Annotated in this window: 12 protein-coding genes; 4 read left to right on the forward strand and 8 right to left on the reverse strand. The window is 61.3% G+C overall.

The window, feature by feature from the left end; all coding sequences use genetic code 11:
* Positions 1-202: 202 nt before the first annotated feature.
* Positions 203-1060: a TIGR02452 family protein gene (locus Q6E04_RS04420; RefSeq protein ID WP_303249588.1), complete on the forward strand. Its 858-nt coding sequence runs from the start codon at positions 203-205 to the stop codon at positions 1058-1060.
* A 149-nt stretch (positions 1061-1209) separates the two neighbouring features.
* Here Q6E04_RS04420 and Q6E04_RS04425 read toward each other — a convergent pair whose 3' ends face one another.
* The 8 genes from Q6E04_RS04425 to ilvA form a co-directional block, all read right to left on the reverse strand.
* Entirely contained in the window at positions 1210-1896 is a 687-nt protein-coding gene (locus Q6E04_RS04425) for a phosphoribosylaminoimidazolesuccinocarboxamide synthase (RefSeq protein WP_303249589.1), read from the reverse strand.
* A gap of 178 nt (positions 1897-2074) precedes the next feature.
* Positions 2075-2581: a CarD family transcriptional regulator gene (locus Q6E04_RS04430; RefSeq protein WP_303249590.1), complete on the reverse strand. Its 507-nt coding sequence runs from the start codon at positions 2579-2581 to the stop codon at positions 2075-2077.
* Between the two features lie 386 nt (positions 2582-2967).
* A complete protein-coding gene (locus Q6E04_RS04435) occupies positions 2968-3438 on the reverse strand; it encodes a universal stress protein (RefSeq protein WP_303249591.1) in 471 nt (156 codons plus the stop codon).
* 186 nt (positions 3439-3624) lie between these two features.
* Entirely contained in the window at positions 3625-4686 is a 1062-nt protein-coding gene (gene leuB, locus Q6E04_RS04440; protein ID WP_303249592.1) for a 3-isopropylmalate dehydrogenase, read from the reverse strand.
* Between the two features lie 297 nt (positions 4687-4983).
* Positions 4984-5475, reverse strand: a complete 492-nt coding sequence (locus Q6E04_RS04445) for a 3-isopropylmalate dehydratase small subunit (protein WP_303249603.1) — start codon at positions 5473-5475, stop codon at positions 4984-4986.
* A gap of 82 nt (positions 5476-5557) precedes the next feature.
* Entirely contained in the window at positions 5558-6817 is a 1260-nt protein-coding gene (leuC, locus tag Q6E04_RS04450) for a 3-isopropylmalate dehydratase large subunit (RefSeq protein ID WP_303249593.1), read from the reverse strand.
* A gap of 72 nt (positions 6818-6889) precedes the next feature.
* Entirely contained in the window at positions 6890-8572 is a 1683-nt protein-coding gene (locus tag Q6E04_RS04455) for a 2-isopropylmalate synthase (protein WP_303249594.1), read from the reverse strand.
* A gap of 178 nt (positions 8573-8750) precedes the next feature.
* The gene (gene ilvA / locus Q6E04_RS04460) at positions 8751-9962 is read right to left on the reverse strand and encodes a threonine ammonia-lyase (RefSeq protein ID WP_303249595.1); all 1212 of its coding nucleotides are present in this window, start codon (positions 9960-9962) and stop codon (positions 8751-8753) included.
* A 166-nt stretch (positions 9963-10128) separates the two neighbouring features.
* On the opposite strand from ilvA, the gene Q6E04_RS04465 reads away from it, so the two are divergent.
* Genes Q6E04_RS04465 through Q6E04_RS04475 form a run of 3 tightly spaced genes read left to right on the forward strand, consistent with a single transcriptional unit; the run spans position 10129 to position 12398 of the window.
* Positions 10129-10509 carry a RidA family protein gene (locus Q6E04_RS04465; RefSeq protein ID WP_303249596.1) on the forward strand — a complete coding sequence of 127 codons (381 nt, stop codon included), beginning with the start codon at positions 10129-10131 and terminating at the stop codon, positions 10507-10509.
* A 2-nt stretch (positions 10510-10511) separates the two neighbouring features.
* Positions 10512-11345 carry an ABC transporter ATP-binding protein gene (locus Q6E04_RS04470; protein ID WP_303249597.1) on the forward strand — a complete coding sequence of 278 codons (834 nt, stop codon included), beginning with the start codon at positions 10512-10514 and terminating at the stop codon, positions 11343-11345.
* 24 nt (positions 11346-11369) lie between these two features.
* Positions 11370-12398, forward strand: coding sequence for a C-terminal binding protein (locus Q6E04_RS04475; RefSeq protein WP_303249598.1), 1029 nt, complete (start codon positions 11370-11372; stop codon positions 12396-12398).
* The last annotated feature ends 132 nt before the right edge of the window (positions 12399-12530 follow it).

Genomic DNA, 12530 nt, shown 5'->3' on the forward strand with positions numbered 1-12530 from the left:
TGCATCGTGCGCATTTCTTGTATACAACGGGGAATCTATACGAGCGCATCTATATGTGCCGATGCGGCCTTTTTCGGGATTTCAGCTACCGTCTGCGCGCGGCGATGGAGGGGTCGGGCATATTGGCCCGCCGTGCTGCGGCCCTGCGTTTCGTTCGCTATGATTGGGGCTTACGAGAAGCAGTGCGGAAAAGGAGGAATTCATGGCCGACCGCGAAGAGCGTAAGATCGAGGCCTCGAAGCACAGTGCGCTGATGAAAGGCGCGTTGGGCAAGGAGACGCAGGCGTCCGTCGAGGCGACTGTCATATATGAAGAGGGCCAGGGCCGCGAGCTGCCGGTGCCCGAGCCGTCGTTCGACGCCACCGAGACCGTCGTGACCGGCGCGTTCGAGCCGATGGCCATGTATCGTTACGCGTCCGGCAAGACGGTCGTGGTCGACCCCGCGTCGTTCACCCGACCGGGCGGCGCGTATGAAGACGGCGCGTTCGGTCCCGAGCAGATTCTGTGCTCTGAAAGCAATCTCTATCAGATCCTGTGCGGCATCGAGGACGCGTACCACAAGCGGAATCGCGACTATCGCCGTGGCGGCCTGTTCACCGACCGCGTCGCGTATGTGCCGGGCGTGGTGTTTCCACACGACGGCTCCATGCGCACGGCCGACGTGATGGCGGTGGCCGAGCCCATGCGCGTCAAGGCGCTCGAAAACCACCGCAGCGAGCGCGAATGCGATGCGGCGCTCGAGGACCGCATCGAGGCGATCATGCGCATCGCCGCTGCCAACGAATGCGAGACGCTTGTGTGCAACGCCTTCGCCTGCGGACGTCTGGGCTATGAGCCGTCGCAGGTCATCGGATTGTTCAAGGCGTGGATCGAGGCGCATCCCGGCGTCATCGGCCGCGTGGTGTTCGCCGTTCCTCGTGCGCATCTCGACGCGTTCGACGCCGCCTTCGCCGCTCCCGTGGTCGAAGAGGCGCCCGTCGTGGCGGAAGAGGCGCCGGAAGAAGACGAGTTCGACCTTGCGAGCATCGAGCTTCCCGAAGGCGTGACGCTGCGCGCGTAAGCGGCCGCGGCGCGATCGGATTCCATCGCCTGAGCGGGCGGTCGGGGCGGAGCATTTCCGTTTCGGCCGCCCGTTTTTCGCGTACGATAAAAAACGAAGCCCGCTCCATGAAAGAACGGGCTTCGTCGTTTTTCGGGATGAGATTTCGCTTAGGCGAAGAACAGCTCGGAGAGCGTCATCGGGTCGATGTACTCGCCGTCCTTGTAGACGCGCATGTTGCCGGAGGCGATCTCGTCGATCAGGATGACGTCGCCGTTGGCGTCGTAGCCGAACTCGAACTTGATGTCGTAGAGCACGAGGCCCTTCTCCTTCAGGTCATCGGCGACGATCTGGGTGATCTTCTGGGTCATGTCCTTGAGCTGGTCGTACTGCTCGGCGGTCATGACGCCCAGGACCACCAGGCCGTCCTTGGTGACCAGCGGGTCGCCCAGCTCGTCGTTTTTGAAGGTGGTCTCGACGTAGGCGGGCAGGTCGGCGCCTTCTTCGACGTACTGCTTGTAGCGGCGGTAGAACGAACCCACGGCCTTGTGACGGCAGATGACCTCGAGGCCTTCGCCGAACACCTTGGCAGGCAGAACTTCCATGGTGGTGTTGTCGAGGTCGGCGCTGACGTAGTGGGTCTTGATGCCGGCGGCGTTGATCTTCTCGAAGAAGTAGATGGACATGCGCAGGTTCACGTCGCCCACGCCCTCGATGGTCAGACCGACGGAATTCTCGCCCGGATCGAAAACACCGTCTTTGCCCGTGCAGTCATCCTTGAACTTCAGCAGATAGTTGCCGTTTTCGAGAGCGAAGACGTCCTTGGTCTTGCCGGAGTACACGAGTTCGTTAGCCATGAGGGTCCTTCCTATGCTATGTGGCTTTGTCGGTACGTATTTCGTACAGGTGCAGTGTAGCGTCATGGCACGCTCGGAGATGATTTATTTTCATCATGCACACTCGATTAACGCTTATTTAACATACGCCATCGGTCGGCATCCTCATCGTAGGGCGACCGATGGCGTGAACCCAGGGTCACCTCTTCGCGCTTCGGTGCTCTTCGATGTAGGCGGGCACGTCGGCCTCGGCGATGTCGAGCGCGGCGGAAAGCTCGCTTGCTGCTTGGTGTTTCGCCTGGTCGAGCAGACGCGTGTACATAGAGGAGGGAAGGTGCTTGCGGCTTGCCTGTTCGGTGATGCGCGTCTTCATAGTCTTGAACACGCAGACGGCGGTCGCGCAGTCGCAGCGGCGCAGCAGCTTTTTGAAGTGGTCTTCCACCGTTCGCGAGTTGTTGTCGGTGAAATCGTCCGTTTCGATGTCGTCGTAGTGTTCGACCAGCTCGATCGCTTCGGAGCGGTTCATGATGGGGCGCATCAGCTCTTCGTGGTCGACCGGTACGTAGACCGTTCCTCCGCGGTCGCGCGTCGGGAGCAGCACGTAGTACGTGCGCTCGACGCCGCCCATCGACATGCGGGCGTCGGTTTCTGACACGGTGCATACGCCGTAATTTGCATACACCACTTTATCGTCCCTGTAGAACATGGGTCGCTCCTTACGCGAAGTGAAAAATATATTTGAACTGGATTTTTGGAACTGTTGTCCAGCATACCACGCAAAAAGGGCAATTTCACGGAATCTCGACAAAATAGCGTGTTTACCTGCGTAAATATCATCTCGAGCATCGAATGTGCCATAATGGTATCTTATGTATGAAAATGAATATTAATTGATTAAATATGCATAATTTCCTATCTTTCAAGCACAAACTCGCGCATTACCGGCAAAAAGAGCCCGAAACGCCCCTTTATCGGCCGCTTTGCCGTCCGGCAAAGCGGCGTTCGTTCCGAAAAAAACCGCTGAGGCGGCGAGCGTCTCAGCGGTTTTCGCATGCGTCGCGGTATGGCGACCGGTATGTTCTGAGGGGGATGTTAGCGTTCGATCATGACGGGGCATTCGGCATTGCGCAGAACCGCGTAGCTGACCGAACCCAGCATTCCGGCTACGGCGTTCAGGCCGCGCGATCCCATGATGATCAAATCGATACGGTGGGTGCGTGCGTATTCGATGATCGCCTTGCTCGGCTTTCCCTGCCCGATGGCGAAGTCGAGCGAATCGCCTGCCATTTCGACGAACTCGCCCAGGTCGCTTTTGAGCTGGTTACGGTGGAACTGTAGATAGCGCTCCTGCATTTCGGCGGCTTCGGCGGGAGTGAGGGGCTTCGAGCCGCTGATGTGCTCGGCGATTTTAAAGTCCTGCGTTTCGAACTGGGGGACGGGCGCGGCGAAGAAGGCGGTCGCCTTGCCGGCGATTCCCAAGTCGACGTACTCGAGTGCCGTGGCCAAGGCCTTTTTAGCGGAATCGGATCCATCGTAAGGAACCAGGATGTTTTCGTACTTCATGAAAGCTCCTATCTTTCGGAGATGCGCCCTTTCGCCGCAAATGTAGCACGACGAAGCGGCGCGTTCTACCCGCTCGTCGCATGGGCTTTCGTATTTTCGGCGGGTTTCGGCTTCGGGCCTGTCGTCTGTTCGGAAAGCGCGGCGACGCTTGCAGGCCCCGCCGTGCTTTCCAGGTCGTTCGAGCATCTAAATCGCAGCGGCGATCAGGTCGCCCATTTCGGAGCAGGAAAGCTTCTCCTCGCCTGCTTTCGCGATATCGCCTGTGCGATGCCCCGCTTCGAGCACGCTGTTCACGGCGGCTTCGATGGCGTCTGCTTCGGCGGCAAGTTCGAAGCTGTAGCGCAGCATCATGGCGACCGAAAGGATGGTGGCGATGGGGTTCGCGATGTTTTTGCCTGCGATGTCGGGTGCGCTGCCGTGGATGGGCTCGTACATGCCCAGGTTCGTCTCGCCGATCGAAGCGGAAGGCAGCATGCCGATCGAGCCGGTGATGCAGCTCGCCTCGTCGGAGAGGATGTCGCCGAACAGATTGCCCGTGAGCATCACGTCGAACTGCCCGGGGTTGGTGACCAGCTGCATGGCGGCGTTGTCTACATACATATAGTCGACGGCCACATCGGGGTAGTCGGCCGCGACGCGCTCGACGGTTTCGCGCCACACGCGGCTGGTTTCGAGCACGTTGGCCTTGTCGACGCTGGTCACGTGGCTGCGGCGCTGGCGGGCCATCTGGAAGGCGCGATGCGCGATGCGCTCCACTTCGGCGATCGAGTAGTTCATGTCGTCATGCCCCGTGCCGTCCTCGTCGCGATGCTTCGCGCCGAAATACACGTCGCCCGTCAGTTCGCGGCACACCATAAGGTCGAGCCCGTCGGCGATGCGCTCGGGCTTGAGCGGGCAGGCGTCGGCCAAAGGCGCGTAGAGCTTCGCGGGGCGCAGATTGACGAACAGACCCAGCGCCTTGCGAATGCCGAGCAGGCCTTTTTCAGGGCGGTTCTCGGAGGGCAGGCCGTCCCATTTCGGGCCGCCCACGGCGCCCAGAATCACGCTGTCGGAGGCCAGGCAGGCGTCGATCGTCTCCTGCGGCAGCGGGGTGCCGGTCGCGTCGATCGCGGCGCCGCCGATGAGCACTTCGTCGTACACGAACTCATGGCCGAATTTATCGCCCACCTTATCGAGGCATTTCAGCGCCTCGTCGACGATTTCCGGTCCGATTCCGTCGCCCTTCATCACGGCGATATTGAATTTCATGATTGTCTCCTTTTTCGTTCGTCTGCCCGTCGAAAGGCGCGGGCGAATCGCAGGTCGCATTGTCGTCCTAATGGCGGCAAGCGAAGCAAAGCCATCCGCCCGCGCATCATCCGCCAGGCCGGCGTGCGTCCCGCCCTTGGCCGGACGGATCGCGGGATTTCGGTCGGCCTTCCCAAGAAAGGGGGCCGTGGGCGTGCCACGCGCAGTTCCGCACGAGCCGAACGCCCCTGTGGGGCGTTCGAGCGAGCTCAGGACTGTCTGAGCATGGCATGCCCACGGCCCCTCTCCCCGGTCGGCCTAAACCCCGCGCACCTTAAGGCTATTCAGCAACCCTTCGTTGTCGATGATTCCTTGGATGAATTCGGGGAAGGGAAGCGCCTGGAAGGTCTTGCCCGTGGTGACGTCGCGGATTTCGCCGGTGCCGAAATCGACGGCCACCTCGTCGCCTGTTTCGATAGCCGCGGCGGCTTCGGCGCATTCCAGAATGGGCAAGCCGATGTTGATGGCGTTGCGGTAGAAGATGCGTGCGAAGCTGGCGGCGATCACGCAGGCCACGCCGTTGTCTTTGATAACACGTGGCGCATGTTCGCGCGACGACCCGCAGCCGAAGTTCTTGTCGGCCACCATGATGTCGCCCGGCTTCACGTTTTTCACGAAGTCGGCGTCGATGTCTTCCATGGCATGGCTTGCCAGCTCTTGCGGGTCGGCGATGTTGAGATAGCGGGCGGGGATGATGACGTCGGTGTCGACGTTATCGCCGTATTTGAAGGCGGTTCCTTGGGCGTGCATGTTCATAAGGGGTCCTTTCCGACGCAGCGAAAGCGTCGAGGGCGGGCCGTCGTCGTGCGCCGGCCCGTTCGTATCGGCGGTGTTACAGGGAGGCGGGGTCGGTGATGACGCCCGTCACGGCGCTGGCTGCGGCGACGGCGGGGCTTGCCAGGTATACTTCGGAATCGACATGGCCCATGCGGCCGACGAAGTTGCGGTTCGTCGTGGCGATCGCACGCTCGCCCGCGGCCAGGATTCCCATGTGGCCGCCCAGGCAGGGGCCGCAGGTCGGGGTGGACATGATAGCGCCCGCCTCGATGAATATCTCGGCGAGGCCTTCGCGGATGCACTGCAGATAGACTTCTTGCGTGGCAGGGATGACGATCGTGCGCACGCCGTCGGCAACGTGGCGACCGCGCATGATTTCTGCAGCGGTTCGCATGTCTTCGATGCGGCCGTTGGTGCAGCTGCCGATGACGCTCTGCTGCACGGGAATGCCCGCCAGCTCGCCGACCGGTTTGGTGTTTTCGGGCAGGTGGGGCGCGGCCACGGTGGGCTGGATCGCGCTCAGGTCGATGTCGATCACGCGTTCGTAGACCGCGTCTTCGTCGGCGGCGAACTCGATGGGTTCGTGGCGCACGCGGTTTTTCATGTAGGCGCGCGTGGTGTCGTCGACGGGGAAGATGCCGTTTTTGGCGCCCGCTTCGATGGCCATGTTGCAGACGGCGAAGCGGTCGTCCATCGACAGGCTCGCCACGCCTTCGCCTGCGAATTCCATGCTTTGATACAGGGCGCCGTCAACGCCGATCATGCCGATGATGTGCAAGATCACGTCTTTGCCCGAAACCCACGGGGCCAAAGAGCCGGTCAGGTTGAACTTGATGGCCGAGGGCACGCGGAACCACGCCTTGCCCGTGGCCATGCCTGCCGCGACGTCGGTCGAGCCTACGCCGGTGGAAAACGCGCCCAGCGCGCCGTAGGTGCAGGTGTGGCTGTCGGCGCCGATCACCAGGTCGCCTGCGGCCACGATGCCCTGCTCGGGCAGCAGCGCGTGCTCGATGCCCATATTGCCTACGTCGAAGAAGTTCACCAGGTCGTGCTTTTTCGCGAACTCGCGGCATTCCTTGCATTGTTCGGCGCTTTTGATGTCTTTATTCGGGGCGAAGTGGTCCATGACCAGGGCCACCTTCTCGCGGTCGAAGACCTTGTCCATGCCTGCTTTGGCGAGCTCTCGGATCGCCACCGGGCCGGTGATGTCGTTTGCCAAGGCCAGATCGATATCGGCCTCGATCAGCTGGCCGGGCGCCACGGAATCGAGCCCTGCGTGCGCGGCCAGGATTTTCTGGGTCATGGTCATGCTCATGATGGATCAGCCGTCCTTTTTCATAGTGGAGCGGAACGCCGGAAGCACGAGGCGCCCCGCTCCCGGTCGTTGTTAAGCCTGCGCCCTATTGACGGCCGAGATCAAGCCGAGGATCGAGGCGGTGATGATGTCGTGATGCTCTCCGGCGCCCCAGACGATGCCGCCGTCGGGGCCGTCGATGCCCACATAGGCCGCTGCGCGGCTGTCGGAGCCGCGATCGAGCGCATGCTCGCTGTATGTGGCGATGTGCGCCTTCATGCCGAGCTTGGCCAGCGCGTCGCATACGGCATCCAAACGTCCGTTTCCGTTGCCTGCCGCATCTTGTTCGACCCCGTCGATGTTTACCGTCAGAAACGCCTTGAACGCCTTGTTGTCGGCAGCATGCGTGAAATGGAAATCGAGCAGCTTCAGGCGGCCGTCGTGGTTGACGAACGTGTTGCGGAACACCTCGTTGACTTCTTCGGGGGCGAGTTCTTTATGGGCGTGGTCGGAGACGTCCTTCGACGCGTAGCTGAGCTCTTCGCGCATCTTGGGAGGCAGCACGTAGCCGTAGTTCTTTTCCAGGATATAGCCGATTCCGCCCTTGCCGCTTTGACTGTTGATGCGGATGACGTCGGTCTCGTAGCGGCGTCCCACGTCTGCGGGATCGATGGGCAGATACGGGCAGGTCCAATGCTCGCGATCGTGCTCCTCGCGCCACGCCAGGCCCTTGGCGATGGCGTCCTGGTGGCTGCCCGAGAAGGCGGCGAATACCAGTTGGCCGGCATAGGGGGAGCGCGGGTTCACTTCCATGCGTGTGACGCGCTCGTACATTTCGACGATGCTCGGCATGTCGCTGAAGTCGAGCATGGGGTCTACTCCGTGCGAGAACAGGTTGCCTGCCAACGTGACCAGGTCGACGTTGCCGGTTCGTTCGCCGTTGCCGAACAGGGTGCCTTCGACGCGGTCGGCGCCGGCCAGAACGCCCAGCTCGGCGCAGGCGACGCCCGTGCCGCGGTCGTTATGCGGATGCAGGCTCACTTCGACGGCTTCGCGATAGTGCAGGTTCTTGCTCATGTATTCGACCTGGCTCGCATAGACGTGCGGCGAGCTCATCTCGACGGTCGCGGGCAGGTTGATGACGGCCTTGCGCTCGGGCGTGGGTTGCCAGACATCCAGAACCGCGTTGCATACCTCGAGCGCGTATTCGGGCTCGGTTCCCGTGAAGCTTTCGGGGCTGTATTCGAATCGGTAATTGTCATGGCCCGCAGACTCGGTGAGTTCCTTGAGCAGCTTCGCGCCTTCGACGGCGATCTGCTTGATCTGCTCTTTGTCTTTCTTGAACACTTGCTCGCGCTGGGCGACGCTCGTGGAGTTGTAGACATGGACGATCACGGGGGTCTTGCAGCCTTCGAGGGCGGCGAAGGTCTTCTTGATGATGTGCTCGCGCGCCTGCGTGAGGACCTGGATGGTCACGTCCTCGGGAATCATGTCGTTTTCGATCAGCGTGCGCGCCAGCTCGAATTCCGTTTCGCTTGCAGCGGGGAAGCCGATTTCGATTTCCTTGAATCCCAAGGCGACGAGCTTCTTGAAGAACTCGAGCTTCTCGTCGAGGCTCATGGGGATGACCAGCGCTTGATTGCCGTCGCGCAGATCGACGCTGCACCATTTCGGCGCGACGTCGATGCTGTCTTTGCGCACCCAGTCGAAGCACGGCTCGGGGGGCATGTGGTATCCACGCATGTACTTGACGTGATTGGGCATTCCTGAGGTCATGGGAGCCACCTTTCGTGAGGCCTGTTCGCTCGCGCGAACGGTTCGTCGGAAAAGAAAGGCTGCCTCGCGTTAATCCGGTCGTCTTCCGCACGAGGAGCCGATGCGGGCATGGAGCCCGCCTCGAGATGAGACGATGGATTTATAAGGCGCAGACCCGAAGGAGCCGCAGCGGCGACCCCTAAAGGTGCGCCTGGATAAGCTTAGGCTTGAAGCCGCCCGATTGCAGGGCGTTGACGATCTGGTGTTTATGGTCGGTTCCGAATGCTTCGATCGTGACGCGAAGCTCCACGGCGGCATTGCGGTTCGTGCTGACGAACTGGTTGTGGTCGAGCCTGATGACGTTGCCGTTATTCTCGGCGACGATGCTGGCTACGCGTACCAATTCGCCAGGGCGGTCGGGGAGAAGCACCGATACGGTGAACACGCGGTCGCGCATGATCAGGCCGTGCTGGATGACCGACGACATGGTGATGACGTCCATGTTGCCGCCCGACAGGATGGCTACGACCTTCTTGTTTTCGGGAGGAAGGTGTTTGAGCGCTGCGACGGTCAGCAGGCCTGAGTTTTCGACGACCATCTTGTGGTTCTCGACCATATCGAGGAAGGCGACGATCAATTCGTCGTCGTCGATCGTGATGATGTCGTCGATGTTCTCCTGAATGTAGGGGAAGATCTTGTCGCCGGGCTGCTGGACCGCGGTGCCGTCGGCGATGGTGCTTACATGGGGCAGTTTTACTACGTGGCCGGCTTCCAGCGATGCTTTCATGCACGCCGCATTGGCAGGCTCGACGCCGATGACCTTGATGTGGGGGTTGAGCAGTTTCGCCAGCGTGGAAACGCCCGTCGCCAGGCCGCCGCCGCCGATCGGAACCAGGATGGTGTCGACCAGGGGCAGCTCTTGCACGATCTCCATGGTGATCGTGCCTTGGCCGGTGGCGACGGCCGGGTCGTTGAAGGGGTGGATGAAGGTGTAGCCCTCTTCTTCGGCGAGCTGAAGGGCCTTCTCGCAGGCTTCGTCGTAAACATCGCCGTACAGAACTACTTCGGCGCCGTAGTGCTTGGTGCGTTCGACTTTGATCAGCGGGGTGGTGGTGGGCATGACGACCACCGATTTCACGCCGCAGCGCGAGGCGGCGAAAGCGACGCCCTGGGCATGGTTGCCCGCCGATGCGGTGATCAGCCCGCGGGAGCGCTCTTCGTCGCTCAGCGTGCTGATCTTATAATATGCTCCGCGGACCTTGTAGGCTCCGGTGCGCTGCATGTTCTCGGGCTTGAAGAACACCTTGTTGCCGGTTTGGGCGCTGAAATGCGGGCTCTCGACGAGCTCTGTTTTCAAGGTGACTTCGCGTACTTTCGCGGCGGCTTCTTCGAATGTGTCCAACGTGAGCATGGGCGGTTCCTCTTTGCTGCTTTAACAATTTAGTGTAGTAAAGTAGTATAGCCATTCAGGCGGCCGAATGGCAGAGGATTATCGTGCTCGGGCGAAAACTTTCAAGTCTTGTAACAAAGCGCTCGACGCCCGCGGAAGACGGCCGTCTTTTTTGAAAGGAGCAGCTATGAAGACCATCGCGACGAATCAGGCGCCTGCGGCTATCGGACCCTATGTCCAGGGGAATATCGTCGGTAACCTTTTGTTCGCATCGGGCCAGATCGCGCTCGATCCTCAGACGGGCGAACTCGTCGGGTCGACGACCGAAGAGCAGACCGTGCAGGTCATGAAGAATGTCGCCGCCCTGCTCGAAGCGGCTGGAACCGATTTCGATCACGTGGTGAAGACCACCTGTTTCCTCGACGATATGGATGATTTCATGGCGTTCAACGAAGTGTACGCGCGCTCGTTTTCCGACCATCTTCCCGCACGTTCGGCGGTCGCCGTCGACAAGCTCCCGAAGGGCGCGCTCGTCGAGGTCGAAGTCATCGCCGTCGTCGGCGAATAGCCATGGGCCCGCACGATTCCGGCGGAGTCCATTGCGCCGCCCGTACCGCCCGCCCGCCTTTGTTCCGCATCAGGGACGCATCGGTGGTGCGTGCTGGATCGATTATTCTGCACGTGGATGATTTCACGCTCGCCGAAGGCGAGCATCTGGCGCTTCTCGGACCGAACGGCGCGGGCAAATCGACGTTCATCAAGCTTTTGACGCGCGAGGTCATGCCGCTGTATCGCGATGCAGCCCCTGTGGTCTTTCGCGGCAACGAGCGCCCGACGCTTGCCGACATCAAATCGTGCTTCGGCGTGGTGAGCGCGTCGATGCACGAGCAGATCAGCGTGCATCTTCCCGTCATCGACATCGTGTGCGGCGGATTCTTCGGAACGCTCGGTTTGCCGCGCGGGGTGCAGGTCGATGCTGCGATGCGCGCCGCGTCTCTCGATGCGCTCGAAAAGCTCGGCATCGCCGACCTGTCCGCCCGCGACGTCTTGACCCTTTCGACGGGACAGGTGCGGCGCGTGCTCGTGGCGCGCGAGCTGGTACATGACCCGCAAGTGCTCGTATTCGACGAGCCGTGCACGGGGCTCGATCCTCAGGGCATGTATCAGATTCGCAGCACCATGCGTGCGCTTGCAGAAGAAGGTCGCTCGGTCGTGCTGGTCACTCATTATCCTGAAGACATCGTGCCTGCTATCGAACGCGTCGTCTTGATCAAGGATGCTGCTATCCTGGCCGACGGGTCCAAGCGCGATCTTTTGACCGATGAGACGATGTCCGACCTCTTCGATGCGCCGTTGCGCGTCGAAGAACGTGATGGCTGGTATGCGATTCGCGGCGTTTTCTAAGGCTGCGCCGCAAGCGGCGAATCTATGGCAAGGAGGAACGATATGGCCACGATAGCCATTGTCGGATTCGATTTTCCCGATACTGGCATAGAGCGCATCCTCTGTGAGCGGGAGGGCCATGAGCTCGTCGTATGCGATGGTCGTTCGCCCGAGTTCATCGCTGAGCATGCGCGCGGCGCCGATGCCGTTATCTCGTCGTATGGCATCTTCGCGCGCGAGGTATTTGCGGCCTTGGCTCCGACGCTTCGCATCGTAAGTCGTACGGGAACGGGCTATGACGAAATCGATGTGCGTTCGGCCACCGAGTACGGAGTGGCGGTCTGCAATGTTCCCGGTTACGGTACCGAGGTGGTGAGCGACCATGCCATCGCGTTGGCGCTGGCATGCCTTCGCCGTATCAACGAACAAGACGCCGCGCTACGTCGCGGTCAGTGGGACTATTCGGCCACCCGCCCGCTCGGCCAATGCAAGGGCCGCAGGTTCGGCGTCGTCGGCATGGGAGCGATCGGCTCGGCCGCCGCGCGCAAGGCCGCAGGGCTCGGATTCGAGACGGTGTGTTGGTCGCGCTCTCTGCGGGGTGAAGCGCGTTCGCCTGAAGGCTGCAGGGTCGTTTCGCTCGAGGAGCTTATCGCGACGAGCGATGTTATCAGCCTACATACGGCGCTGACCGACGATACGTACCATCTGATCGACGCGTCTGCGATCGCATCAATGAAGGAAGGTGCGATCGTCGTCAACACGTCGCGTGGAGCGGTGGTCGATACGGGCGCGCTGGCGTGCGCGTTGCAGGAGGGAAGGCTATGGGGTGCCGGCCTTGACGTATTCGAGGGCGAGTCCATTGCGGCGGATGACCCCATTCTGGCCGCGCCGCATATCGTATTGACGCCGCATGCGGCGTACTGGTCGGAGGAAAGCGGCGTCGAACTGCGCACGCGCGCATACCAGGCGGTTCTCGACGCGCTGGCGGGCAGACGTCCTGTCGACTGCCTGAACCCGGGGGTGTTCGAGGAGCCTTATCGCGGGGTTTTCGCGGACGGTTCCTTCGCGCGATAGATACATATATAGGTTAAGGAAAGTGCCGGACCGCTCCCTATCTATATATGGGAAAAGCCCCGTTCCGCCCCTCCGAGGCCCCTTTGTGGAGGAATCGTGGAGCGGAGAGAAATCCCTTGCGCGGGGCGGGGC

The sequence above is a fragment of the uncultured Slackia sp. genome, assembly GCF_959608125.1.
Taxonomy (GTDB): Bacteria; Actinomycetota; Coriobacteriia; order Coriobacteriales; family Eggerthellaceae; genus Slackia.

What these genes read in the sequence shown, in the direction of transcription:
- Q6E04_RS04420 (WP_303249588.1), top strand. Translation starts at nt 203, where the DNA reads ATGGCCGACCGCGAAGAGCGTAAGATCGAGGCCTCGAAGCACAGTGCG.
- Q6E04_RS04425 (WP_303249589.1), bottom strand. Translation starts at nt 1,896, where the DNA reads ATGGCTAACGAACTCGTGTACTCCGGCAAGACCAAGGACGTCTTCGCT.
- Q6E04_RS04430 (WP_303249590.1), bottom strand. Translation starts at nt 2,581, where the DNA reads ATGTTCTACAGGGACGATAAAGTGGTGTATGCAAATTACGGCGTATGC.
- Q6E04_RS04435 (WP_303249591.1), bottom strand. Translation starts at nt 3,438, where the DNA reads ATGAAGTACGAAAACATCCTGGTTCCTTACGATGGATCCGATTCCGCT.
- leuB (WP_303249592.1), bottom strand. Translation starts at nt 4,686, where the DNA reads ATGAAATTCAATATCGCCGTGATGAAGGGCGACGGAATCGGACCGGAA.
- Q6E04_RS04445 (WP_303249603.1), bottom strand. Translation starts at nt 5,475, where the DNA reads ATGCACGCCCAAGGAACCGCCTTCAAATACGGCGATAACGTCGACACC.
- leuC (WP_303249593.1), bottom strand. Translation starts at nt 6,817, where the DNA reads ATGAGCATGACCATGACCCAGAAAATCCTGGCCGCGCACGCAGGGCTC.
- Q6E04_RS04455 (WP_303249594.1), bottom strand. Translation starts at nt 8,572, where the DNA reads ATGACCTCAGGAATGCCCAATCACGTCAAGTACATGCGTGGATACCAC.
- ilvA (WP_303249595.1), bottom strand. Translation starts at nt 9,962, where the DNA reads ATGCTCACGTTGGACACATTCGAAGAAGCCGCCGCGAAAGTACGCGAA.
- Q6E04_RS04465 (WP_303249596.1), top strand. Translation starts at nt 10,129, where the DNA reads ATGAAGACCATCGCGACGAATCAGGCGCCTGCGGCTATCGGACCCTAT.
- Q6E04_RS04470 (WP_303249597.1), top strand. Translation starts at nt 10,512, where the DNA reads ATGGGCCCGCACGATTCCGGCGGAGTCCATTGCGCCGCCCGTACCGCC.
- Q6E04_RS04475 (WP_303249598.1), top strand. Translation starts at nt 11,370, where the DNA reads ATGGCAAGGAGGAACGATATGGCCACGATAGCCATTGTCGGATTCGAT.